This is a genomic window from Thauera aminoaromatica S2, assembly GCF_000310185.1.
GTDB lineage: Bacteria > Pseudomonadota > Gammaproteobacteria > Burkholderiales > Rhodocyclaceae > Thauera > Thauera aminoaromatica.
Map to the genome: position 1 here is coordinate 1 of NZ_AMXD01000038.1, position 23,317 is coordinate 23,317.

Below are 23,317 nucleotides of genomic sequence, written 5' to 3' on the forward strand. Positions count from 1 at the left end.
GGCCCTGCGCGTCGGCGGCCACGGCGGCGAGCGGGACGGTGATGGCGGCGTCCGCCGCGGGCGCCCCGCCGGCGTCCGCCGCCGGTTCCAGGCTCACCGCCATCCCCGGCAGCAGGTTGACGCCGGCAGGCACCGAGCGCACCGCGAGCACCACCGCATAGGTCTGCGTCAGCGCGTCGGCCTCGGCGGCGAAGGACTGCAGCTCGAGCCTCAGCACCTGCCCCGGCGCGGCGCGGTCGCCCTCCACGCTGCGCTCGCCCTCGAGAAATGCGACCGCAGCTTGCTGCGGCCGCATGCGGCGCACCAGACGCTCGGGCACATTCACCACGACCTCGAGCGCGCGCAGGTCCTGCAGCTCGGCGATCGGCTGCTTGGCCTGCACATTGGTGAAGGGCTCGATGCGGCGGCGGGTGATCACGCCCTCGAAAGGCGCCTTGATCGCAGTGTCGGCGAGATCGCGCTCGGCGGCGGCGAGGCTGGTGCGCGCGGCTTCGAGGCGGGCGCGGCGGTCGTCGACCTCGGCGCGGGCGACCGCCTGCTCGCTTTCCCACAGGCGCTGATAGCGCGCGAGATCGTTCCGCGCACGCTCGAACTCCGCACGCGCGGCGTCCAGACGCGAGCGGTAGATGCGGTCGTCAAGGCGCGCGACCACCTCCCCAGCCTTCACCCGCCGCCCCTCCTCCAGGCTGAAGGAGTCGACGAAGCCGGGCACGTCGAACGACAACTCGGCGCGCCTGGCTGCACGCACCCGCCCCGGCAGGCGCAAGGCCTCGTCCGCCGTGCGCCGTCCGACGGTGAGAATCGGCGCCGGACGCGTCGCCTCCACCGCCGCAACGGGCGCGGGCCGCTCGCTGCAGGCGGCCAACGACAGGCAAAGCAGCGCGGTAGTCAGCGCGAAAACTGATTTTTGAATGCGCATGAATTTCTTCTGGTCGGATGCGGGCGGTCGGGGCGCGGGTCGCGTGCGCACTGCCGGCGCGGCGCAGCCACCAGACGTGCTCATCGCGCAAGGCCTGTTTACACGACGCGTGCATGCGGGGCACGCACGACGCGGGACCGATCGTCAGTTGGGTCGGTCCAGTATCCGCTTGCGCAGCAGATCGTAGTCGCCGCGATCGATCGCACCCTCGTCGAGCGCGCGCTGCAGGTCGGCCAGCTCCTGCCCCTTCGAGATCGTCGTGGTGCCCTGCACCTTCACATAGGTGTCCCCGCCGCAGCTCGCCAACAGCAGGCAACCGAGGACGGCCAGCAAGGGATAAGCTTTCGTGCGCATGGTTCACTCCACGCTGTCGATCAGGCGTTCGCGCTGGCGCTCGTACTCGCGGTCCGAGAGGGCGCCCGCCTCGCGCGCACGCTTGAGGTCGATGAGCTGCTGGCCGATGGAGACGTCCACCGTAGGCCGTACGACTTCGTGGCCACCGCAACCCGTCAGCGACAAGCCGATCAGCCCGGCGAAGAGGGCAAGCCTGGTATTCATTGAAAGGATCCCATGAGCGTGGCGACAGGCACGACCGAAACCGGCCATGCGGGACGGGCGAAACCGATTTGCGCAGCTTAATCCGGCCCGCATGCCCCATGTCCGCGTTCGTCCCAAAATGGGCCAGGCCGACGCAACAGGCGCCCGCCTGCAGGCACTCGGCTGCGAACATCGCTTCGGCTGGCCGGCCACTGCCTACTTCGCCAGGGGGATCTGCTGGAGCACACGACTGCCGATCGACGCATCCATCGCCAGTTCAAGCTGATACAGCCGCAGCGTCTGGATGGGCGTGATCACCTCACCCGCCTTCCGGATCATGTGGTGGCGGGCGTCCACCCGGGCCTGCTCCAGCGCGAGCGAGCGTGCCAGCGAGGTGCGCGCCGTGGGGTCGTCGATCCAGCCCGCGTCGAGCTGCCTGGCGTACTCGGCAAGCGTGTCGATCTGACGGTCACGCAAGGCGACGATCTCGGCCAGGTAGGCGCGATAGATCGGCCAGAAGCGCTTCGCACCCTGCTCGTCGAGCTTCATGCTGGCGCTGACCTCGATCACGCGGCGCAGGTCCACATCCTGGAACTGCTCGCGGATCAGACCGAGGGTCGCGTCCTCCTCGGGCGTTCCGGCATGCGCACCCAAGGCCAGCCCGGCGCAAAGGACGACGCCGGCAAGGTAACGGGTTGCAGATCGGATCGTCATCGTGCGTCCCCATCCTGGTGACTGTTCATGATGATGCTCGTGGCGACCGCGCCGACTGCGACCCCGATCAACACGCGGCTGAGATCGTCATCGTCGCGACGGTCGTAGCGCTCGTAACGGTCGCGGTAATAGCGGTCCTCGTAACGGTCCCGGATCCGCTCGCGCCGATGCTGCGCGACCGCGCCGGCGACATAGGCCCGTTTCATCTGCCGATGCCGGATCGCATCCTTGGCCGCCAGCGAACGCTCCACCCGCCGCTCGCGTGCGCGTGGCGATTGCGCCTCGGCCGGTTGCGGCCACAGGCCCGCGAGCAGGACCAGGGCGAGGCCCAGCGCGGCGAGTTGCCGGCGCGCGTCGCCGCGCTTGCCGTGACGAAAGTTGAAGGCCGGTTCGCTCATCAGCGGATCTCCTTCATCGCATCGAGGAACAGACGCGCCTCGTCGTTCCTGCACACCGCGTAGATCTCGCCCACCAGCGCGGTGATGCCGTCCTGGTTCAGCGGCCGGCGGGCGAAGTCGATGCCGTCGCGGCCGCTCAGGTAGCCATGGGCCCACATCAGGAAGACGTAGGCACGATCCTGGGCGGCGGCCAGCGCCTGTTCGTCCTTCTCGAGCGCTGGGTCGGCCGCTACGAAAAGATCGATGATGCCACTGCAGCGGGCACGCTCCATCTCGTCGCCCTGTGCGGGTTCGGCCCCCGCGTTCGGCGCGGAAAGGCCCAGGCACAGCGCCAGGCTGCAGACAAACGGACGAATTTTCATGTCAGGTTTCCTTCTAGGGAGACGGCAATCAGGACGGCGCATGCGCAGCCGAGGGCTCAGGGTCGATCGAGGTCCGTCGCCAGGCGCTCGGCGGCGTTCTCCAGCACCTTCTCGGCGGCCGACCAGCGCCCGAACGCCGAGGCGGCGTCGATGCCCGGCCGGCTGCGGGTGGCGACGAAGGCGACGCTGGGCGTGCTGGCCAGCCCCTCGTAGAGTTCGCCGCCGACGGTGACCGAGCCGATGAAGAGCCCCTTCGGGCTCACCATGTTGATGAGGGCGAAGGGCGGCACCATCATCACCATCTGGGCACCGCTCGTCGGCTCGAGCCCGATGATGCGGAAGCGCACGCTCAGCACGCCCGGCGCGGGCGCGGTGACGAGTTGCCGGGTTCGCGACAGTTTCTCCTTCAGCACCCGCTCGGCGAACGCCGCCACCGCACGCGCCTCGGCGTCGCCGACATCGTGACGCGCCCCCTCTTCACCGATCTGCACGGCCACCGGGGCGACGAAGACCTTCGTGTAGCGGCTCAGCTCGATGCCCGGCTTGACGAACACGAGGGTGTTGGGCTCGTCGGCCTTGACGTCGAGCCGGGGGTAATCCTCCGGTGCGCGCAGCGCCGGAGTGGTGGAACAGGCGCTCAGGCCCAGCATGAGCGCACACGGCAGGGCAAGGCGTAACGTCTTCATCTATCGGATCCGATCGGGAGCATCACGCTCGCGTGCAGGAAGCGGCCGTTGAAATAGATGCCGTCGATGCGGCGCGCGACCGCAACCGCGGCGCCGTGCGGCAGGTCGAGGTCGACGATGAACCATGGGCGCTGCGGATCGCCCTCGCGGACCGGTCGGACGCCACGCACCGGGCCGAAACGGCTCATGCGCTTGGTGAGGTTGGCGAGATCCGTTTCCGGACTCAGGCCCGACAGGATCAGCTTCAAGTGCGGCCTCCGGCAGCTGGAACTGGATTGGGTCGAAAAGGCGTTGCAGGATAAATCGGGCGCAGGGAAAATCGGCGGCAAACGGCCCATTTCGGGCCGCCGCTCGTCTGGAGACATCGAGATGGACGATTTCGACCGGCGCTTCGAGAAGACCTTCGCGATGGTGGCCTTTGCGAGTAACCGCCACCTGGTCGATCACATGCGACGCATCATCAACTTGCTCGAGATCGACGCGGAGAGCGCCCTGTTGTGGGGCCTGGTCGCGCACCTCAGCGTCGCGCATGCCATGCATCCCGGCGCGCAGCCGGCGGACCTGCTCGCGCCCGACGGCTTCCTGCTCGGCGAGGCACGCCCGGTTCGCCTCGCCGATCTGGTGCAGGTGTCAGGGCTGCCGAAGGAGACCGTGCGGCGCAAGCTGGAAAAGCTGCGCGAGCGCGGCAAGCTCGGACGCACCGAGGACGGGCGCTGGGCGGTGCTGCGGAGCGGCGTCGACGAGACCACCTACGAGTTCACCCGCGAGTCGGTCAAGCGCCTGCTGCAGACCGCGCGCGTGATCGAGGGCATCCTGCAGCACGCGCGCCTGGACTGAACCGGCGCCGACTGCCGGCGGCAGGGGCGGACAGGGTGGCTCGGTCCGGGGGAACGGGGAGTCCGTTCAGGTTGCGGCGACGGTCTCGGAGGCAGGGCCGCGAGGCGTTCCCGATGCGCTTGCGCGAGTAATCGTCGCGGCCGGTCGCTCCACGCCCACCTTCGCCTGGCCGAGGCGCAGGGAGAGGCGGCGCCAGTGGCGTTCGGGCAGATGGGCGTACAGCCACAGCTCGGCGGGTCGCCACATCGCCACCCAGGCGAAGATGTTCAGGCTCTCGCGCACCCCGTTCATCAGCTTCCCCGCGTCCTCGGGGATCGCCTGTGCGCAGGCGAGCAGCAGCACCACGCAAAGCAGACCGACCGCGGTCGACACCCGCGCGAAGCGGAAGATGTCGCGGATCTGCAGCGCGTGACGCTGCGCAGCGCGCGCGAAATGCGTGTGCACCCGCGCCGCGATCGCATCGGCGCACGCCGCGTCGGCGTCGGGCACCACGAACCGGATCACTAGCGCCGCACGCTCGTCGGCCGAACGTGCCTGAGTGAGAAGTTCCTCCGCGATGTCCGCCGGCAACGTCCCCCCAAGTGCACCGGCATCCGGAGGGCCCAAGGACCGGATGCTGTCCAGGGAGACACGCAGCTCATGGCAAGCCTTGACCATCGAAGCCCCCTCCCGCACGCGCCCAAGTGCTCACAGCCGGCATGATCGCGCGCGTCGCCGGCGCCCGGGACCGCCTTGCCCCATTTCGGGCCTCCGTGCCACCCCACCCGCCGCATTCGCGCCTTCCGGCGCTGCTGCTTGAATAGACCGCGCGCAGGCGGTCGAATGAAGGGCCCGTCCCAAGCTCAGCCGCAATGGCCGCCCGAGCAGCACCCCCCCGCCGGAATCGGCTGCGCCAGCCCGGCCCAGCGCGCGAGCTCGCTGCGCGTGGGATGGCGGCCGGCCACGGCCAGCTCGCCGTCGACCAGGGCCAGCGGCAGGGCGTCATATCCGGAGCGCTCGACGAAGTCCTCGACAACCGCATTCCGCGCAAACTCGTCCGGCTGCTCGGCAAAGCCGAAGCGCTCGATGTGTGCGCCCTGCCCCATCGCCCACGCCACGTCGGCGGCGAAATCAGCCATCGACTCGTCCGCGACCGCGCCGCTACCACCCTGCGAAAGCTCGAAAATCTGGATGTTTCTCATTTCTTGTCTCCTGTACCCGCCAGCCCGGCGAAGTCGATGGAAAGATCGATCGATTCGGTCACCCACGGCGCCGAAGCACCCAATTTAATCGCGCCCCCGGCATCGGTGCCAAGCGGGCGGGCGCACCGTCGCCGCCGCACGGAGCGGCCTCGACAAGGGCTCCCCGGGAACCGCCATGGTGATGGATCTCGATCGTGGAGTGCACGATCTCCTCGTGCTCCGCCAGGCGGGCGCGTACGGCGTCGGGGGTGAGCGCGGCATCGGATGTCACCACCGCGACGGCGCACGAGTAGGCCGCCTTGCCGACGCGCCAGACGTGCAGGTCGGTGATCCGGGTTTCGCCCGCCTCCGGTGCGGATTCGACCGCTTCACGGATCTCGGCGACGACCGGGTGATCCATCTCGCGATCGAGCAGCACCCGGCCCGTCTCGACCAGCAGGCCCTTGGCCCAGACGGCGACCAGCACCGCGCCGACGATGCCCATCACCGGATCCAGCCAGGACCAGCCGTAGATCCAACCGCCAACGAGCGCGACGATGGCCAGCACCGAGGTCGCCGCGTCGGCGATGACGTGGAGGTAGGCCGACTTGAGGTTGAGGTCGTGATGGGGGTGATCGTGGGCATGACCGGGATGCTCGTGACCGTGGCCGTGCGAGTGGCCGTGACCGTGGCCGTGGTGGTGATGGTGATGGTCGTGGCCGTGATGATGCGCCCTGCCCAGGATCAGCGCGCACACGAGGTTGACCGCCAGCCCCAGGATGGCGACCGCGATCGCCTCGCGGTACTGGATGGCTTGCGGCGACACGATGCGCTCGATCGAGCCGACGACCATCATCGCCGCCACGCCGAGCAGGAAGATGGCACTGGCGAAGCCGCCCAGGATCTCGATCTTCCACGTGCCGAAGGCGAAGCGCCGGTCCTGCGCGTAGCGCCGCGCGGCGGCATAGGCCAGCGCGGAAACACCGATCGCGAAGGCGTGCGAGCTCATGTGCCAGCCATCGGCCAGCAGCGCCATCGAGTTGAGAACCACCAGCCGGCGGTGATCTCGATCACCATCGCCGCGGCGGTGATCCACATCACCACCCGCGTGCTGCGCTCGGCGAGCGCGTTGCCGGTATCGAAGACGTGGTCGTGGGTCCACGCGGACAGGTTCTCGGTTTGCATGGCGGGGCTCGCTTCAGATAGGTGCGCAGGACGCCGATCAGTTCGTCGGCGCCTTTGGTGCGCTCGGCATCATCGGTCATCGCCGGATCGGCGATGCGGGTGCGGACGTGCTCCTCGACGACCTCGGCCGATAGGGGGTACGGTATCCGAAGCCGGGGACCGGGGCCACCCGGGTCGTGTTCCAATGGGCATGCAACAGCCCGGACGGGCTTGCAGAAAGGGATGAACATGGAAGCGAGCGATTTCAGCTTCACCCCGTACGCCGGCGCGCGCGACATGGCCGAGGCGATCAACCGGGGCTGCGACTGCCGCAGCCTCGATCCCGAGCGCCTGCGCCAGCAGCTCGAGGCGGAGCCCAGCCTGCTCGGGCTCGCCGCCGAGATCGGCCGCAGCCGGCCGCAGCTCTTCTCCGCGACCGCCGTGTTCATCGCGCCCGCAACCCTGGCGGCCATGGCGGACCTCATCGGCGCGGTCGAATCGGTCCTGACGCTGCCGGCCTGTCAGGCGATCGCGCTCGATCGCGCACCGCCGATCGCCCGCATCGCGCTCGGACCGAAATCGGTGTTCATGGGTTTCGACTTTCACCTGGGCGAAGCCGGCCCGCAGCTCATCGAGATCAACACCAACGCCGGCGGAGCCCTGCTCAACGGGGCACTGGCACGCGCGCAAAAAGCCTGCTGCGAGCAGATCCAGCCCTTCCTGCGCCCGACCGCAGCGCTCGGGACGCTCGACCAGCGCTGGCTGGACGACTTCCTCGCCGACTGGTCGCTGCAGGGGCGAAGCGGCAAGCCCGCCCGCGTCGCCATCGTCGACGAACATCCCACGGGCCAATACCTGTATCCCGAGTTCCTGCTCTTTCGCCAGCTCTTCCGCGGCGCCGGCATCGATGCCGTGATCTGCGACCCGGCCGAGCTGTCGTTCGAGTCGGGCCGCCTGCTGCATGGCGGCGCGCCGATCGACCTGGTTTACAACCGCCTCACCGATTTCTACCTGCAGGCTCCAGCGCTGGCGCCCCTGCGCGCAGCCTACGAGACCGGCGCGGTCGTGCTGACCCCCCACCCGCGTGCGCACGCGCTCTACGCGGACAAGCGCAACCTCACCGTCCTGAGCGATGCCGCACGGCTTGCCGAACTCGGCGTGCCACAGCCCCTTGTCGACCGCCTGCTCGCAGGGGTCCCGCGCACGGTCGAAGTCACCCCGGAACGCGCAGGAGCGTTGTGGGCAGCACGGCGCGGCCTGTTCTTCAAACCCTTCGCCGGTTTCGGCAGTCGTGCGACCTATCGGGGAGACAAGCTCACGCAGCGCGTCTGGCAGGAGATTCTCGCCGGCGGCTACGTCGCGCAAGACCTCGCCCTTCCCTCCGCACGGCGCGTCGCCGTTGATGGCCAACGCAGCGATCTCAAGCTCGATGTCCGCGCGTATGCGTATGCCGGCGCGATCCGCCTGGTCGCTGCGCGGCTGTACAAGGGACAGACGACCAACTTCCGCACGCCGGGCGGCGGCTTTGCGCCGGTATTCGTGGCCACCGCCGGGCGGCTTTCCGGGTGAAAAGAGGCTTGTGTTAATGCCATTAACACCAGCGCTCCTTTCCATTCACAAATTTCCCCTCGGCGTTAACACCCGATATCTATGATCAGGGTGTGGCTTTAGTACCGGACCATCCCCAGCCCGAGCCGATCCCGCGCCACGCGCGCGTCGCCTCCGGCCTCGTCCGGAGAACGCATCAACGCGGAGATCGAGACGTGAACAATCAAGCAAGCGGGCATTCCGCCCCATCGGGTACCCAGGCGCCCCAGCGCCCGGGCGAGTGGCGCAGGTTCCTGCTGCTCGCCTTCGTCGGCCTGCCCATCACCATGGTGCTGGCGATCGCGGCCTACGGATTCGTGGTCTGGTTCCTGCAGATCCTGTTCTTCGGCCCCCCGTCCTGATCCCTCCACGCTGCAACACAGGCCTCGCGGCAGGGCCGCAGGCCCGGGAACCGGACAACAAGCAGGAGCATTGAAATGAAGAATCTACTCAGGTCCTTGCGGGACCTCTTCCTCAAGCCATCGGTTCGGATCGGCCTCGGCGTGCTGGTCACCGGCGGCTTCATCGCCGGCGTGCTGGCCTGGCAAGGCTTCAACACCGCCATGGAAGCCACCAACAAGGAAGAGTTCTGCCTGAGCTGCCACACCATGCACGACAACCTGCTGCCCGAGCTGCAGAAGACGGTGCACTGGAACAACCGCAGCGGCGTGCGCGCGCGCTGCCCGGACTGCCACGTGCCGCACGACTTCACCGACAAGGTGGCGCGCAAGATGCAGGCCAGCCGCGAGGTGCTCGGCCAGCTCCTCGGCACCATCGACACCCGCGAGAAGTTCAAGGAGCACCGCATCGTGCTGGCGCAGCGCGAGTGGAAGCGCTTCGCGGCCAACGGCTCGAAGGAATGCCGTGCCTGCCACGACTACAAGGACATGAACTTCGACAAGATGCGCCCCGCCTCGCAGGTGGCGATGCGCAAGGCCGCCGAGCGCAACCAGAGCTGCGTCGACTGCCACAAGGGCGTCGCCCACCAGTTGCCCGAGATGAAGGGCGCGCGCAACCCGGCCTTCGACACCCTGGTGTCCTCCGCCTCCGGACAGAGCGTGGCTACGGGCAAGGACTACTTCCTGGTGGTGCCGCAGGAACTCTTCGCCGACGAAGGTCTGAGCAAGCGCATCGGCTCGGTCGAGGTCGCCACCCAGGTCAAGGTGCTCGAGACCAAGGGCGACGCGCAGCGGGTCGAGTTCGCGCTGTGGCGCAAGAACAAGGGCTATGGTCGCGTCTGGTACAGCCACTTCGGCCTCAACATCACCAGCGCCACCTTCGACAAGGACGTCGCGCAGGACACGAGCTTCGTGAAGGTGCTCGACACCCGGGAAGACCCGATGACCGGCCTCGAATGGCAGCAGGTCACCGCCACCGCGTGGATGCGCAAGGGCAGCGTGCTCGACAGCGTCGAACCGGTGTGGTCGATCGCCCGCGCCAGCTACAGCAGCAGCTGCAGCGTGTGCCACCGCCAGCCCGACGAAGCGCACTTCGACGCCAACACCTGGCCGGGCCTGTTCGGCGGCATGGTCGGCTTCACCAGCATGGACGACGACACCGCCCGCGTGGTGCTCAAGTACCTCCAGACCCATTCGTCCGATTTCAGCAAGTCGCATGGCGCCGGTTCGCCCGATGCCGCCCTGCAGACCGCGCGTCCCTGATCAGGAGTTGAACACCATGAACTACTCTCGGCGAGGTTTCCTCAAGGCCATGGCGGCGATGTCGGGCAGCGCGCTGGTCGCGCCCGGTCTGCTCACCGCCGCCCCGGCCCTCGCGGCCGGCGAGGCGGCCGCGGTCGGCGACGACATCACCACCTGGAAGATCTCCGGCTCGCACTTCGGCGCCATCCGCGCCAAGGTGGTCGGCGACCGCGTGGTCGATATCCGCCCCTTCGAGCACGACAAGCATCCGACGGAGATGGTCAAGGGCCTGCTCGGCCTGATCTACAGCCCGTCCCGCGTGCGCTACCCGATGGTGCGCCTGGACTGGTACCGCAAGCGCCACCTCAGCGACACCAGCCAGCGCGGCGACAACCGCTTCGTGCGCGTGAGCTGGGACGAGGCGCTCGACCTGTTCTACGAAGAACTCGAGCGCATCCAGAAAAACTACGGCCCGTGGGCGCTGCACACCGGCGGCGTGGGCTGGCGCTCGGTCGGCCAGGTGCATAGCTGCGGCAACCACATGGTGCGCGGCGTCGGCATGCACGGCCGCAGCGTCGGTACCATCGGCGACTACTCGACCGGCGCCGGGCAGATGATCCTGCCCTACGTGCTCGGCTCGACCGAGGTGTACTCGCAAGGTACCTCGTGGGACGTGATCCTCAAGGAGAGCAAGCTCGTCGTGTTCTGGGCCAACGACCCGATCAAGAACCTGCAGGTGGGCTGGAACACCGAGACCCACGAGTCCTACGCCTACTTCGAGCAGCTCAAGGCCAAGGTTGCCGACAAGTCGATCCAGGTGATCTGCATCGATCCGGTCAAGAGCAAGACGCTGAACTACCTCGGCGCTGCCGAGCACCAGTACATCAACCCGATGACCGACGTGGCGCTGATGCTCGCCATCGCGCACACGCTGGTGAAGGAAAACCTGCACGACCAGAAATTCCTCGACACCTACACCCTCGGCTTCGACCAGTTCCTGCCCTACCTCCAAGGCAAGACCGAGGACAAGGTCGAGAAGACGCCCGAGTGGGCGGAGAAGATTTGCGGCGTGCCTTCTGATCGCATCCGCGAGCTCGCCCGCCTGATGGCCAGGCACCGCACCCAGCTCATCTTCGGCTGGGCGGTGCAGCGCCAGCAGCACGGCGAGCAGCCCTACTGGATGGGCGCGGTGCTCGCCGCCATGCTCGGCCAGATCGGCCTGCCCGGCGGCGGCATCAGCTACGCGCACCACTACAGCTCGGTGGGCGTGTCCTCGTCGGGCGCCGCCATGCCCGGCGCCTTCCCGCTCAACCTCGACCCCGGCCGCAAGCCCAGGCACGACAACACCGACTACAAGGGCTACAGCGCGGTGGTGCCGATCGCTCGCGTCATCGACGCCCTGCTCGAGCCGGGCAAGGAGATCGACTTCAACGGCGGCAAGGTCAAGCTGCCGCCCTACAAGATGGCGATCTTCAGCGGCTGCAACCAGTGGCATCGCCAGCCCCAGCGCAACCGCATGAAGGAAGCCTGGCAGAAGCTCGAGACCGTGGTCGCCATCGACTACAACTGGACCGCCACCTGCCGCTTCGCCGACATCGTGCTGCCGGCGTGCACGCCCTTCGAGCGCAACGACCTCGACGGCTACGGCTCGTACAGCAACCGCGGCATCCTCGCGATGCAAAAGCTCATCGACCCGCTCTTCCACTCGCGCCCCGACTTCGAGATCTTCCGCGGCCTCACCCGGCGCTTCAACCGCGACGCCGAATACACCCGCGGCATGGACGAGATGCAGTGGATCGAGAAGATCTACGAGGACTGCCGCAAGGAGAACGGCCTCAAGGACATCGCCATGCCGCCGTTCGCCGAGTTCTGGCAGAAGGGTTACGTGCTGTTCCCCGAGGGCAAGCCCTGGGTGCGCCACGCCGACTTCCGCGACGACGCCGAGGTCAACGCGCTCGGCACGCCGTCGGGCTTCATCGAGATCTTCAGCCGCAAGATCGAGCGCTACGGCTACGCCGACTGCAAGGGCCACCCGGTGTGGATGGAGAAGACCGAGCGCTCGCACGGCGGCCCCGGCTCCGACCGCTTCCCGCTGTGGCTGCAGTCGGTGCACCCGGACAAGCGCCTGCACTCGCAGCTGTGCGAATCCGAGCCGCTGCGCGAGACCTACGCCATCGCCGGCCGCGAGCCGGTGTTCATCGGCCCCGAGGACGCCGCCGCGCGCGGCATCGCCCACGGCGACCTGGTGCGCGTCTTCAACGACCGCGGCCAGTTGCTGGCCGGCGCGCACGTGTCGGACAACTTCCCGCGCGGCGTGGTGCGCATCCAGGAAGGCGCCTGGTACGGACCGACCGGTCCGGAGATCGGCGCGCTCGACACCTACGGCGACCCCAACACGCTGACGCTCGACATCGGCACCTCCAGCCTGGCGCAGGCCACCAGCGCCAACACCTGCCTGGTGCAGATCGAGAAGTTCGTCGGCACCCCGCCGCGGGTGACGTCCTTCGGCGGCCCGATCGAGGTCGATCCGGAAGGCCGGGAGGTGAAGGCGTGATGGACGCGCGATCGCAGGCAGGAACACCCCCGCCCCTCTCGCCCGCGGAATGGCGGTTCGCGAGCACGCAGCGCGCCGGGCTGTACGGCTGGTTCTCCCGGCTGTACGCGCAGGAGGTCACCGACGAGCTGTTCCGCAGCCACTTCGCGGACGGGGGCTTCGCCCCCTTCGCGGGGCTGGCCGAGTTGGGCCTCGCCGCCGAGGTGCAGCGCCTCGACGACGCCGTCGCCGCGCTGCGCGCGGAGCAACTGCCACGCCTGGAGCTGGCCGCGGACTTCGCCCAGCTCTTCCTGCTCGACGGCACGACCAGCGCCCTGCCCTACGCCTCGGCCTACGCGGGCAAGGACGCCGCCTCGCCGCTCTACGGCGCGGCGGAGGCGCGCATGCGCGAGTTCCTCACCGCGCGCAAGCTGGCGATCCAGGCCGACTTCCGCGAACCCGCCGACCACCTCGCCGTGGCGCTGGCGGTGATGGCGGAGGTGGCGGAGAAGGACTCGGGGGCCAGCGACCTCCCCACCGCAGCCGCGACCCAGGCGGATTTCCTGCGCACCGCGCTGCTGGACTGGCTGCCGCACTTCGTCGCCCGCTGCCAGCAGGCGCGGCCGCGCTTCGACGTCTACCCGGCGCTGGCGGCCCTGCTGCTCGGGTTCGTGCGTGCGGACATGGCGTTTCTGGGGGATGTGGGCGGGGGTGCGGGGGCAGCCGCAGACTGACGCGCGCGCCCTGCACCGTCACACCCGACGGTGCGAGCGCACGTCTCGGTGCGCGCCCGCACTCATGCCACGACGACGGTCGTCCGCACTTCGACCCCGAGCGCCCGCTTGATGGCGGCAAAGATCGCCGAGATGTTGCTCATCGTCGGATTGCCCGACGCCGACAGCATCCGGTGCAGGCTTTTCGCGGGCTTGTGGATCTCCTCGGCGAGGGACTCGAAGCCAAGGGTCGCGTTCACAAGGTCTCGCAAAACCAGCTTTGCGGTGTCGGGCTCACCGTTGATGAACAGGGTGATCGCCTCGTCGAGCAGCGCCTGCGCGAACGCGGGGTCGCGCTGCACCCGTGCAGCGACGGTCTGCTTGAAGTCGCGGGTCAGTGCCATGGTCAGGCTCCTTTATTCATCCGGGCCTTGCGGCGCTTGTAGTCCTCCCACAAGGCCACCGCTTCGTCGATATCGCCCTGCTGGCGCTTCTTGCTCCCGCCACCGAGCAGCACGACGATCTCGAGCCCATCCTTCTCCAGGTAGATGCGGTATCCAGGGCCCCAATCGATCTTGTACTCACCGATGCCCCGAAACCACTCGACGTTCGAGAGGTTGCCCAGCTCCATTCTTGCCGCTGCTACCGTAACCTTCGCGGCCGCGATGGGGTCGAGCGTTGAAAACCAGTCGGCGTAGGGACTGCTGCCATCAGGTAAAACAAGCTCTCTGAGATGGTAGGGCATTGCTTGCCAATGGTAACAGATAAGTTACTTTTAAGGAGAGCGACTTCAGCGAGCGTTCTCGAAGATTTTGCACAGCAGGGTCGGGCTGCCAACAGAATTGCTTAATGCATATTTCGATCGCATTTTACCTGTGGCAGAGGCCGGCGGGAAAACGCTGTTGGCGGGCCTATTCCCGCTCGCGCTGCTGATCCGCGTGATCCAAATGCTGCTGATGGGCGCCTACGCCCACTCGCCGCTGCGCGCGGTGCTCGTCGGCAGCAAGACCACCGACCTGCTGCGCGCAGCGACGATCCCGACGTTGCTGCTGCGCTGATGCTCAGCGCTCGCCACCCTCGCAGCCCTCGCGCAGGCGCCTGGCGGCGAGGCGCAGCACGTCGAGATGCAGCCCGTAGTTCGAGCAGCCCCTGCACATCGCCGTGTGCACCTTCAGCGCCAGGCGCTCGCGCAGGCTCAGCGTGCGCTCGTAGCGTTCGGACATGAGCCGGGTCGCGTCCTTGCAGTTCATCATCTTCATCGGGACTCTCCCTGGAACCAGCGGTTCTCCAGACACTCCCGCAGCCCGAGCCGCGCACGGTGCAGGATCACGAAGCAGTTGTTGGGGGTGATGCCCAGCTCCGCGCAAATCTCGGCGGTCTCGAGCTCCAGCAGCTCGCGCATCGTGTAGACGCGGGCGATGTGCTCGGGAAGCTTGTTCATGCAGAGGTCGAACACTTGCCAGAACGCGTCCTGCTCGAAGGCGGCTTCCGGATCGGACCAGGTCGCGGGGCGATCGTCGGGGTTCCAGTGCCCCCCTTGCTTGAACAGCACGTCGAACTCTTCCAGCCCGGCGTCCAGATCCGAGGACCCGACGAGATCCGAGCTGCAGATCTCACGCGAGGACGCGCGGATGTGGTCGACGATCTTGTTGCGCAGGATCGCGAACATCCAGGTCTTGAAGGCAGACCGCCCGGCAAAGCTCTTTGCGCTCCGCATCGCCGCCATCAGCGCCTCCTGAACCATGTCCTCCGCCGCCCCGCTGTCGCGCAGCTGCATGCGGGCAAAGCGCAGCATGTCGCGCCGGATGGCGCTGATCGACGCGTCGTCCCACGGCGGGGCCGCAGCCTGTGCGCCTGCCTTGCTCATCGCTCGCTCCTGTCGGGTGCAACCCGATCATCGCGCTTCGTCGCTGGATCGGGCGCCGCACAGATCTCGTCGCGCGACACGAAGCGGAACTCCGCAAACCCTGCGCGTGCCCGCTCGCCGGTGTTGTCCGTATCGGACGCCAGGGCAATCCCGCCGAGCTGCGCCGGCAGATCACCGAAGGCGCGCTTGAAGTCTTCCGCCACATCGCGCCGCTCGACGACCCAGGCCCCGGCATCCCCCGCGCCCGAGCGCAGCACGATCATGCGCGTGCGGTCGGTGTAGGCGTTGGGCATCAGGGTGCCGACCGGCTGGCGGTTGTCCCACACGTAGTTGAGCGCCGCGTCCGGCACCTGGTCGCCGTAGATCGAGCGCGCCAGCGCCAGCTTGGCCCGGGTGGCCAAGCCGAGCGCCTCGGGCGCCACCTTGAAGCTCACATACACCCGCGCCGCGTAGTCGTCGCCAGCCTTGGTCCTCATGTCCGCGGTGACGAGCGGCGCATCGACGCGCCACAGCCAGCACAGGTGCGGCGTGGCCTCGAGGTCGACCTCGAGCGGGCGGCCGAGCAGGGCCATGCTGCGCTCGGCGACCGCCTCGATCGCGACCACGCCATCCCAGGTCTTGAGTGTGTACCGCGTGGGCGCGACGCGCGCGTCGAGCTGCTGCACGCGCCAGGGCTCGGGCAGGCCCGAGGCGCCGGCGGGGAAGCGCCCGACCCAGACCGTGGCAGCCTGCGCCACGGTTGCGGAGCACATCAGTGACAGGGCGAGTGCCCAGCGCATGCAGGTATCTGCAGGCATCTGTGTTGTCTCCATCTCAGGCTGCTTGTCCTAAGCGCGTGGCTTGCAGGCTCCGGATGGTGGTCGGACCAGCACGGCACGCCTTCCCGGGAGGAAGAGAGCACGACACCCAACCTGCGCACCACGCCCCACGAACGCTTACAAGAATTGTGTGCGTGCCATACGCATCACCTACCGCGCAAACGTCTCAAGCCGGCGAGTGCGTCTTCAACCAGTCCTTGAGCGCGGCATCCATCCGCGTCTGCCAGCCATCCCCCGTCGCGCGGAACTGCTCCACCACGTCGCGCGACAAGCGGATCGTGATGCGTTCCTTGGTTACAGCGGCCGGCGGCCTGCCGCAGCGGATCGTCGGTTTGGCCGCCTCCCACTCCGCATCCGTATAGGGGATGGCATCCGGATCCGACAACGCAGCGGCCGTGATGGCTGCATCTTCCTCGGCGCTCGGATGCAGGGTTCCCGTCTTAAGCTTCGGCATAGCGTTTGACCTCTCGTTGCTTGGCCTTGCGAAGGCTGATCACCCGCCGGCTATCGGCACGATCCACGAAGACGACGGAATCTGTCCGACATTTTTGTACATGCACGTCCAATTCACCACACCCCGACCTCACTGCGACCACTTCCCCGCCCTTGCCTTCGCCGCGCGTGCAGTGCAAACCCACAAGTCCTGACACCACCCCGCCCGCTACAATCCCCGCACCCCAACCCGCATGCATGACCACCCCGTGACCTCGTCATCCACCTTGCCCCAGCCCGCCGACAGCGCCAGCCCCGCCGCCCTCGACGCCTTCATCGCGCGCTGGCAGCGCGCCGGTGGCAGCGAGCGCGCCAACTACCAGCTCTTCCTCGCCGAGCTGTGCGAACTGCTCGCGCTGCCGCGCCCCGACCCTGCCGGCGAGGACACCCGCGACAACGCCTACGTGTTCGAGCGCCGGGTGCTGATGCGCCAGCCCGACGGCAGCGCCAGCAACGGCTTCATCGACCTCTACCGCCGCGGCGCCTTCGTGTGCGAGGCCAAGCAGTCGGGCAAGACGCTCGACAGCTCGGGCTGGGACAAGGCCATGCTGCGCGCCCACAACCAGGCCGACCAGTACGCCCGCGCCCTGCCCGCCGACGAGGGCCGGCCGCCCTTCATCCTGGTCGTCGACGTTGGCCGCAACATCGAGCTCTACGCCGAATTCAGCCGCTCGGGCGCCACCTACACGCCCTACCCCGACCCGCGCAGCCACCGCATCCGCCTCGACGACCTGCACCGCGAAGACATCCGCCAGCGCCTGCGCGAAGTCTGGCTCGACCCGCTCGCGCTCGACCCCGCCCGCCGCTCGGCGCGCGTCACGCGCGAGATCGCCGACCGCCTGGCCTCGCTCGCGCGCTCGCTCGAAGCCGCCGGCCACGCCCCGCAACAGGTCGCCGGCTTCCTGATGCGCGCGCTGTTCACCATGTTCGCCGAGGACATCGGCCTGCTGCCGCCGCGCGCCTTCACCGAACTGCTCGAAAGCCTCGCGGGCCAGCCGCACACCTTCGCGCCCATGCTCGAACACCTGTGGCAGAACATGAACACCGGCGGCTTCTCGCCGATCCTGCGCAACAAGGTGCTGCGCTTCAACGGCGGCCTGTTTTCCGAGGCCAGCGCCATCCCGCTCGACCGCGACCAGCTCGAGCTGTTGCTGAAGGCATCGAAGGCCGACTGGCGCTACGTCGAACCCGCCATCTTCGGCACCCTGCTCGAGCGCGCGCTCGACCCGCGCGAACGCCACAAGCTCGGCGCCCACTACACCCCGCGCGCCTACGTCGAACGCCTGGTGCTGCCCACCGTCATCGAACCGCTGCGCGCGGAATGGCGCGAAGTGCAGGCGGCCGCGCTCACCTACGAGCAGCAGGGCAAGCACAAGGAGGCGGTCGCCGAGATCCGCACTTTCCACCGCCACCTGTGCACCGTGCGCGTGCTCGACCCCGCCTGCGGCAGCGGAAATTTTTTGTATGTGACGCTGGAACACCTCAAGCGCCTCGAAGGCGAAGTGCTCAACCTGCTGCACGACCTCGGCGAATCCCAGGGCCTGCTCGAACTCGAAGGCGTCACCGTTGATCCGCAGCAGTTCCTCGGCCTCGAGATCAACCCGCGCGCCGCCCGCATCGCCGAGATGGTGCTGTGGATCGGCTACCTGCAATGGCACTTCCGCACCCACGGCTCGGTGACCCCGCCCGAGCCGGTGCTGCGCGACTTCCGCAACATCCAGCACCGCGACGCGCTGATCGAGTACGAGCGCGAGGAACCGGTCACCGACGAGGCGGGACGCCCGGTCACGCGCTGGGACGGCGTGAGCTACCGGAAGAGCCCGATCACCGGCGAGGACATCCCGGACGAGACCGCGCAGGTGGTGCAGATGCGCTACGTGAACCCGCGCAAGGCGGAATGGCCGCAGGCGGATTACATCGTGGGGAATCCGCCGTTCATCGGTGCCGCCACCATGCGCCGCGCGCTCGGCGACGGCTATGTGGACGCGGTTCGCCGCACCTGGCCCGAGGTGCCGGAATCCGCCGACTTCGTCATGTACTGGTGGCACATCGCCGCTGAGACCGTGCGCGCGGAAAAGGCGCGCCGCTTCGGCTTCATCACCACCAACAGCATCAAGCAGACCTTCAACCGCCGCGTCGTGCAGGCGCAGCTCGAGGCGAAGAACCCGCTGTCGCTGGCGTTCGCGATTCCGGATCACCCCTGGGTGGATGCGGCAGACGGGGCGGCGGTGAGGATTGCGATGACGGTGGCGATTGGTGGTGAGCAAGATGGCCACTTGGTGCAGGTGAAGGTTGAAAACGAAACGGAACAGGACTCCGTGGACGTGGTACTACATGGTCGGAGTGGACGCCTGTTCGCAGATCTTCAGGTTGGCGCGGACACCGGTAACGCCCGCCGCCTCCGAGCGAATGCTCGAGTTGGATTCCGCGGTGTCACGTTGATGGGCTCCGGTTTTTGGGTCGAACCAGACGATCCGCTGATTACTGCCGAACCTCACGCGGTGAAGGAGCTTCGTAATGGGAAAGACTTGGCCGCGCGGCCAAGAGGCGTCTATGCGATCGACTTCTTCGGGCTTTCCGAGGAGGAATCACGCCGGAAGTTTCCCGGAGCATTCCAGCGCGTCCTCAACGGAGTGAAGCCCGAGCGGGAGCAATCTCAAAGGGCGGCCTACAGAGCAAAGTGGTGGACTTTCGCGGAGGCGAGGCCCGATCTTCGCCAAGCAAAACTTGGGCTTGGTCGATACATCGCCACCGTGATGACTGCGAAGCACAGGACATTCCTGTTTCTCGAGGAGCGCCTGCTGCCTGATCAGGGCTTGATCGCAATCACCCTGAATGACGCGCTCGCACTCGGATCGTTATCTTCCCGAGTTCACGTAGCTTGGGCTCTTGCGGCAGGTGGCCGACTGGGCGTAGGTAACGACCCGAGGTATAACAACAGCGCCTGCTTCGAAACCTTCCCCTTCCCCGACCCCACGCCCGCGCAAGCCGCCCGCATCCGCGACCTCGCCGAGCAGCTCGACGCCCACCGCAAGCGCCAGCAGGCGCAGCACCCCGAGCTGACGCTCACCGGCATGTACAACGTGCTCGAAAAGTTGCGCGCCGGCGACACGCTCACACCCAAGGAACGCACCATCCACGAGCAGGGCCTGGTGTCGGTGCTGCGCGAGCTGCACGACGCGCTCGACAGCGCGGTGTTCGAGGCCTACGGCTGGAACGACCTCGCCGCGCAACTCGTCGGCAAGCCCGGCGCAACCACGCCGGTGCCCGACAAGCCCGAAGCCCAGGCCGCCGCCGAGGAAGAACTGCTGCGCCGCCTGGTCGAACTCAACGCCGCCCGCGCCGCCGAAGAAGCCCGCGGCCACGTGCGCTGGCTGCGCCCCGACTACCAGAACCCCGGCGCCGCACACGCCCGGCCAGCCGCCGCGCCCGAGCAGCTCGAAGCCGAGCTCGAAGGCGGCGCCGCCCCCGTCGCCGACGCCGAGGCAGACGCCGCTTCGGCCGCCGCCCCCGCCGCCGGCAAGGCGACCTGGCCCAAGAACATGCGCGAACAGGTCGCCGCCGTGCGCAGCGCGCTCGCCCACCAGCCGCTCCCCGCCGAGGCCATCGCCGCCCGCTTCAAGCGCACACCCCGCGCCGGCGTGCAGGCGGTGCTCGAAGCGCTGGAAGAGCTCGGCATGGTGGCGCACGAGGGCGGCGCGTATCGCTTGCAGGGGTGAACGTCGCGGCCCCAGGTTGACGACGGGTTGATTGACACTATATTTAGTATCACGACTCAAGAATGACCAAAGCGCAGAAGCTGCTCGATGCCATGGTGGCCAACCCGCGTGACTGACGGATCGAGCAGGTGGAAACAGTCGTGCGGGCCTACGGTTTGACGATTCATTGCCCCGGCGGAAGCCATCACATCGTACGTAACGCCGCAGGCAAGAAGGTGAGCATTCCTGCTCATCGGCCGATCAAGCCGATCTACATCCGGCAACGGGTTCGGCTGATCCAGTCCGGTCAAGGAGATGACGAATGACCAACGAACGACAGTACCCGGTCGAGATTCGCCCCTTGTCGCCCGATGAGGGAGGCGGCTGGCTTGCGACGTTTCCCGATCTGCCGGGCTGCATGGGCGACGGCGAAACCCCCGAGGCCGCCATCGAAGACGGCTATGCCGCGGCCGCCGCATGGTTGAAGGTCGCCGCGGAGTGTGGCGACGCCATTCCCGAGCCGGGCGCAGGGGGCGAATCCGGGAGATTCGTGGCCCGCATACCCAAGAGCCTGCACATGCGCCTCATCGCACGCGCGAGACAGGAGGGTGTCAGCATGAACACGATGCTGGTCTCGATGCTGGCCGAGTCGCTGAATTCGCGGCATGTGTGATCAAGCCAGCTTTCGCCGGGCAAGCAGGGAAGAACGCGAGGTATGCGATGAGTGGCTCGAAAACGAATGCGATGAAACGTAAGGCTGTGCTCGAGGCGGTACGCGCCATCCCGCCAGCGCAGGATTTTGTGTGGGACGGCTCGGATGAGGATGACCGTCCCGCCACTGCAGTCGAGCTGGCCGCAGGAATCGAGGCTGCGCGGCGCAAGCGCGGACGGCCTGTCGGATCAGGCACCAAGGAGCAGGTCGCGATCCGCATCGACCACGACATCCTCGAGGCCTTCCGCTCGGGCGGGCCGGGGTGGCAGACGCGAATGAACGACGCCCTGCGCGAGTGGGTCAAGAAACATCCAACGCCGTGAACGGAAAACGGGGACAGACCACGATTAACCAATCCCGATCAAGCCTTCCCGCCCCTGCGCTCGTCCGGACCACCGCCGATGGGGTGCCGAAATGTGGCATGCCTTGTTCAACCTGTTCGTCGCGGCGGTCGTCGCGCCCGCGGCAGCGCTGATCGTGATCGCCTGGAGCGGAAAGCTCGGCTGGCCGCCGCTGCCGGGTTTGATCGTCGCCGTGGCGGCAGGCTTGGGCATCATCAGCGATCGAATCCGCAAGCCATGAGCCGCTGACCGCGATGCACCGCGGCGGCGTCCCATCGTCCCGCGTGGCTGCGCGCACGCGCCGACCCCGCGCAGCACTTGAGAACTTCGCCGCAAACACGTTCAATACCGGCCTTCCGAGGCCGCCCCTCCACGACGCGCCGACGCGACCCGCGTCGGCCACCGCCAGGCCTTCCGCGCCCACAAACCGCCGCGAGCATCCATGAGCATCCAGACCGTCCCCACCCGCCCCTTCCCCGGCCAGCGCCCCGGCACCTCCGGCCTGCGCAAGAAGGTCGCCGTCTTCCAGCAGCCGCACTACCTCGAGAACTTCGTGCAGGCGGTGTTCGACACCCTGCCCGGCCACGAAGGCCAGACCCTGGTGCTGGGGGGTGACGGCCGCTTCCACAACCGCGTCGCGGTCCGCACCATCCTGCGCATGGCGGCGGCCAACGGCTTCGCCCGCGTGCTGGTGGGCCGGGGTGGGCTGCTGTCGACGCCGGCGGTGAGCGCGGTGATCCGCGGTCGTGGCGCCTTCGGCGGGCTGATCCTGTCAGCCAGCCACAACCCGGGCGGCCCGGAGGGCGACTTCGGCATCAAGTACAACGCCGCCAACGGCGGCCCCGCGCCGGAGAAGCTCACCGAGGCGATCTACGCGCGCAGCACGGAGATTGCCGAGTACCGCATCGAGGACGCGGGCGCGGACATCGACTTCGACACCCTCGGCACGCGCACCCTGGGCGGCATGACCGTGGAGGTGATCGACCCGGTCGCCGACTACGCCGAGCTGATGCAGCAGCTCTTCGACTTCGACGCCATGCGCGCCTGGTTCGCCGCCGGCCACCGCATGCGCTTCGACGCCATGAGCGCGGTGAGCGGGCCGTACGCGCGCGCGATCCTCGAAGGCCGGCTCGGCGCCCCCGCCGGCACCGTAATCAACGGCGAGCCGCTGGAGGATTTCGGCGGCCACCATCCCGACCCCAATCCGGCGCACGCCGCCGAGCTGATGGCGGCGATGTCCGGCCCCGGCGCGCCCGACTTCGGCGCGGCCTCGGACGGCGACGCCGACCGCAACATGATCCTCGGCCGCGACTTCGTGGTCACCCCGTCCGACAGCCTGGCGGTGCTCGCCGAGCACGCCACCCGGGTGCCCGGCTATCGCGCCGGGCTGGCCGGCATCGCGCGCTCGATGCCGACCTCGCGCGCCGCCGACAAGGTCGCCGCGGCGCTCGGCATCCCCTGCCACGAGACGCCGACCGGCTGGAAGTTCTTCGGCAACCTGCTCGACGCCGGCCAGGCCACGCTGTGCGGCGAGGAGAGCTACGGCACCGGCTCGAACCACGTGCGCGAAAAGGACGGCCTGTGGGCGGTGCTGTTCTGGCTCAACCTGCTCGCCACCACCGGGCGCTCGGTGGAAGATCTGGTGCGCGCGCACTGGGCGCGCTTCGGCCGCCACTACTACTCGCGCCACGACTGGGAGGGCATCCCCAGCGAGCGCGCCGACGCGCTGATGGCCGAGCTGCGCGCGAGCCTGCCCGCGCTCGCCGGACGCGACTGCGGCGACGGCCTGCGCATCGCCAGCGCCGACGACTTCGCCTACACCGACCCGGTCGACGGCTCGGTCAGCACCCGCCAGGGCGTGCGCCTGCTGTTCGCCGACGGCAGCCGCATCGTGTTCCGCCTGTCGGGCACCGGCACCGAGGGCGCCACGCTGCGCGTGTACCTGGAGCGGTTTGATGCCGACCCGGCCCGCCACGACCAGCCGGTGCAGCAGGCGCTCGGCGCGCTCATCCGCATCGCCGACGAGGTCGCCGGCATCCGCAGGCACAGCGGCATGGAAGGGCCGACGGTGGTGACCTGACGGCCAGCCGGCGCTGCCCCGCACCGGTCTGTTCACAAGACGCTGCGCAACTTCCGGCA

29 protein-coding genes and 1 pseudogene are annotated in these 23,317 nt (G+C 68.2%); 13 read left to right on the top strand and 17 right to left on the bottom strand.

Going from position 1 to position 23,317, the window contains the following annotated elements:
• The 8 genes from C665_RS07990 to C665_RS08020 form a co-directional block, all read right to left on the bottom strand.
• Positions 1-919: efflux RND transporter periplasmic adaptor subunit (locus C665_RS07990; protein WP_040828814.1), on the bottom strand; the 919-nt coding region annotated here is incomplete at its 3' end.
• Positions 920-1,063: 144 nt separating this feature from the next.
• Positions 1,064-1,273: a gas vesicle protein GvpG gene (locus C665_RS07995; protein ID WP_004304933.1), complete on the bottom strand. Its 210-nt coding sequence runs from the start codon at positions 1,271-1,273 to the stop codon at positions 1,064-1,066.
• Positions 1,274-1,276: 3 nt separating this feature from the next.
• On the bottom strand, positions 1,277-1,477 hold the full coding sequence (locus tag C665_RS20645; RefSeq protein WP_012585632.1) for a hypothetical protein: 201 nt from the start codon (positions 1,475-1,477) through the stop codon (positions 1,277-1,279).
• 195 nt (positions 1,478-1,672) lie between these two features.
• A complete protein-coding gene (locus C665_RS08000; protein WP_004304937.1) occupies positions 1,673-2,170 on the bottom strand; it encodes a hypothetical protein in 498 nt (165 codons plus the stop codon).
• Positions 2,167-2,568 carry a hypothetical protein gene (locus C665_RS08005; protein WP_004304939.1) on the bottom strand — a complete coding sequence of 134 codons (402 nt, stop codon included), beginning with the start codon at positions 2,566-2,568 and terminating at the stop codon, positions 2,167-2,169. The genes C665_RS08000 and C665_RS08005 overlap by 4 nt, the downstream gene beginning before the upstream one ends.
• Positions 2,568-2,930: a hypothetical protein gene (locus C665_RS08010; protein ID WP_004304941.1), complete on the bottom strand. Its 363-nt coding sequence runs from the start codon at positions 2,928-2,930 to the stop codon at positions 2,568-2,570. Before C665_RS08010 ends, C665_RS08005 begins: the two co-directional genes overlap by 1 nt.
• 56 nt (positions 2,931-2,986) lie before the next feature.
• Positions 2,987-3,616 (bottom strand): DUF3313 family protein, encoded by a 630-nt coding sequence (locus C665_RS08015; RefSeq protein ID WP_040828805.1) that lies wholly within the window; start codon positions 3,614-3,616, stop codon positions 2,987-2,989.
• Positions 3,613-3,864 carry an RNA recognition motif domain-containing protein gene (locus C665_RS08020; protein WP_004304945.1) on the bottom strand — a complete coding sequence of 84 codons (252 nt, stop codon included), beginning with the start codon at positions 3,862-3,864 and terminating at the stop codon, positions 3,613-3,615. Before C665_RS08020 ends, C665_RS08015 begins: the two co-directional genes overlap by 4 nt.
• A 121-nt stretch (positions 3,865-3,985) precedes the next feature.
• Between C665_RS08020 and C665_RS08025 the strand changes: the two genes are divergently transcribed.
• Positions 3,986-4,453 (top strand): hypothetical protein, encoded by a 468-nt coding sequence (locus C665_RS08025; protein WP_004304947.1) that lies wholly within the window; start codon positions 3,986-3,988, stop codon positions 4,451-4,453.
• Positions 4,454-4,519: 66 nt separating this feature from the next.
• Here C665_RS08025 and C665_RS08030 read toward each other — a convergent pair whose 3' ends face one another.
• The 3 genes and pseudogenes from C665_RS08030 to dmeF form a co-directional block, all read right to left on the bottom strand.
• Positions 4,520-5,110, bottom strand: coding sequence for a hypothetical protein (locus C665_RS08030; RefSeq protein WP_040828807.1), 591 nt, complete (start codon positions 5,108-5,110; stop codon positions 4,520-4,522).
• A gap of 185 nt (positions 5,111-5,295) precedes the next feature.
• Complete coding sequence (locus tag C665_RS08035) at positions 5,296-5,634, bottom strand: arsenic metallochaperone ArsD family protein (protein WP_004304951.1); 339 nt, start codon at positions 5,632-5,634, stop codon at positions 5,296-5,298.
• Between the two features lie 181 nt (positions 5,635-5,815).
• Positions 5,816-6,798: pseudogene (dmeF, locus tag C665_RS08040) on the bottom strand (CDF family Co(II)/Ni(II) efflux transporter DmeF); the annotation flags it as partial.
• Positions 6,799-7,020: 222 nt separating this feature from the next.
• Between dmeF and C665_RS08045 the strand changes: the two are divergent.
• The 5 genes from C665_RS08045 to torD all read left to right on the top strand — a co-directional run bounded on the left by C665_RS08045 (position 7,021) and on the right by torD (position 13,271).
• The gene (locus tag C665_RS08045) at positions 7,021-8,346 is read left to right on the top strand and encodes a hypothetical protein (RefSeq protein ID WP_004304955.1); all 1,326 of its coding nucleotides are present in this window, start codon (positions 7,021-7,023) and stop codon (positions 8,344-8,346) included.
• A 194-nt stretch (positions 8,347-8,540) separates the two neighbouring features.
• Positions 8,541-8,726, top strand: coding sequence for a periplasmic nitrate reductase, NapE protein (locus C665_RS08050; protein WP_004304957.1), 186 nt, complete (start codon positions 8,541-8,543; stop codon positions 8,724-8,726).
• Positions 8,727-8,801: 75 nt separating this feature from the next.
• Positions 8,802-10,025 carry a pentaheme c-type cytochrome TorC gene (gene torC / locus C665_RS08055; RefSeq protein ID WP_004304959.1) on the top strand — a complete coding sequence of 408 codons (1,224 nt, stop codon included), beginning with the start codon at positions 8,802-8,804 and terminating at the stop codon, positions 10,023-10,025.
• A gap of 16 nt (positions 10,026-10,041) precedes the next feature.
• Positions 10,042-12,558 carry a trimethylamine-N-oxide reductase TorA gene (torA, locus tag C665_RS08060; RefSeq protein WP_004304961.1) on the top strand — a complete coding sequence of 839 codons (2,517 nt, stop codon included), beginning with the start codon at positions 10,042-10,044 and terminating at the stop codon, positions 12,556-12,558.
• Positions 12,558-13,271: a molecular chaperone TorD gene (gene torD / locus C665_RS08065; protein ID WP_004304964.1), complete on the top strand. Its 714-nt coding sequence runs from the start codon at positions 12,558-12,560 to the stop codon at positions 13,269-13,271. Before torA ends, torD begins: the two co-directional genes overlap by 1 nt.
• 62 nt (positions 13,272-13,333) lie before the next feature.
• Here torD and C665_RS08070 read toward each other — a convergent pair whose 3' ends face one another.
• Positions 13,334-13,654 carry a helix-turn-helix domain-containing transcriptional regulator gene (locus C665_RS08070; protein WP_004304966.1) on the bottom strand — a complete coding sequence of 107 codons (321 nt, stop codon included), beginning with the start codon at positions 13,652-13,654 and terminating at the stop codon, positions 13,334-13,336.
• Between the two features lie 2 nt (positions 13,655-13,656).
• Entirely contained in the window at positions 13,657-13,995 is a 339-nt protein-coding gene (locus C665_RS08075) for a type II toxin-antitoxin system RelE/ParE family toxin (RefSeq protein ID WP_040828809.1), read from the bottom strand.
• Positions 13,996-14,152: 157 nt separating this feature from the next.
• Between C665_RS08075 and C665_RS20500 the strand changes: the two genes are divergently transcribed.
• Positions 14,153-14,308, top strand: a complete 156-nt coding sequence (locus tag C665_RS20500; RefSeq protein WP_004304970.1) for a putative universal stress family protein — start codon at positions 14,153-14,155, stop codon at positions 14,306-14,308.
• Between the two features lie 3 nt (positions 14,309-14,311).
• On the opposite strand, the gene C665_RS08080 is transcribed toward C665_RS20500, so the two are convergent.
• The 4 genes from C665_RS08080 to C665_RS08095 form a co-directional block, all read right to left on the bottom strand.
• Positions 14,312-14,509, bottom strand: a complete 198-nt coding sequence (locus tag C665_RS08080; protein WP_004304972.1) for a zf-HC2 domain-containing protein — start codon at positions 14,507-14,509, stop codon at positions 14,312-14,314.
• Positions 14,506-15,117: a sigma-70 family RNA polymerase sigma factor gene (locus C665_RS08085; RefSeq protein WP_004304974.1), complete on the bottom strand. Its 612-nt coding sequence runs from the start codon at positions 15,115-15,117 to the stop codon at positions 14,506-14,508. Before C665_RS08085 ends, C665_RS08080 begins: the two co-directional genes overlap by 4 nt.
• On the bottom strand, positions 15,114-15,914 hold the full coding sequence (locus C665_RS08090) for a DUF3047 domain-containing protein (RefSeq protein ID WP_004304975.1): 801 nt from the start codon (positions 15,912-15,914) through the stop codon (positions 15,114-15,116). The genes C665_RS08085 and C665_RS08090 overlap by 4 nt, the downstream gene beginning before the upstream one ends.
• Before the next feature lie 187 nt (positions 15,915-16,101).
• Positions 16,102-16,389 (bottom strand): BrnA antitoxin family protein, encoded by a 288-nt coding sequence (locus C665_RS08095; RefSeq protein ID WP_004304977.1) that lies wholly within the window; start codon positions 16,387-16,389, stop codon positions 16,102-16,104.
• A gap of 232 nt (positions 16,390-16,621) precedes the next feature.
• Between C665_RS08095 and C665_RS08100 the strand changes: the two genes are divergently transcribed.
• The 6 genes from C665_RS08100 to C665_RS08115 all read left to right on the top strand — a co-directional run bounded on the left by C665_RS08100 (position 16,622) and on the right by C665_RS08115 (position 23,258).
• Positions 16,622-20,146 carry a class I SAM-dependent DNA methyltransferase gene (locus C665_RS08100; protein ID WP_004304979.1) on the top strand — a complete coding sequence of 1,175 codons (3,525 nt, stop codon included), beginning with the start codon at positions 16,622-16,624 and terminating at the stop codon, positions 20,144-20,146.
• A gap of 128 nt (positions 20,147-20,274) precedes the next feature.
• Positions 20,275-20,451 carry a hypothetical protein gene (locus C665_RS20205; RefSeq protein WP_211207578.1) on the top strand — a complete coding sequence of 59 codons (177 nt, stop codon included), beginning with the start codon at positions 20,275-20,277 and terminating at the stop codon, positions 20,449-20,451.
• Positions 20,448-20,798, top strand: a complete 351-nt coding sequence (locus tag C665_RS08105; RefSeq protein ID WP_004304980.1) for a type II toxin-antitoxin system HicB family antitoxin — start codon at positions 20,448-20,450, stop codon at positions 20,796-20,798. The genes C665_RS20205 and C665_RS08105 overlap by 4 nt, the downstream gene beginning before the upstream one ends.
• 47 nt (positions 20,799-20,845) lie before the next feature.
• On the top strand, positions 20,846-21,160 hold the full coding sequence (locus C665_RS08110; RefSeq protein ID WP_040828811.1) for a BrnA antitoxin family protein: 315 nt from the start codon (positions 20,846-20,848) through the stop codon (positions 21,158-21,160).
• Between the two features lie 103 nt (positions 21,161-21,263).
• Positions 21,264-21,419 carry a hypothetical protein gene (locus C665_RS20880; protein ID WP_169316027.1) on the top strand — a complete coding sequence of 52 codons (156 nt, stop codon included), beginning with the start codon at positions 21,264-21,266 and terminating at the stop codon, positions 21,417-21,419.
• 201 nt (positions 21,420-21,620) lie between these two features.
• Positions 21,621-23,258 (top strand): alpha-D-glucose phosphate-specific phosphoglucomutase, encoded by a 1,638-nt coding sequence (locus C665_RS08115; protein ID WP_004304985.1) that lies wholly within the window; start codon positions 21,621-21,623, stop codon positions 23,256-23,258.
• The last annotated feature ends 59 nt before the right edge of the window (positions 23,259-23,317 follow it).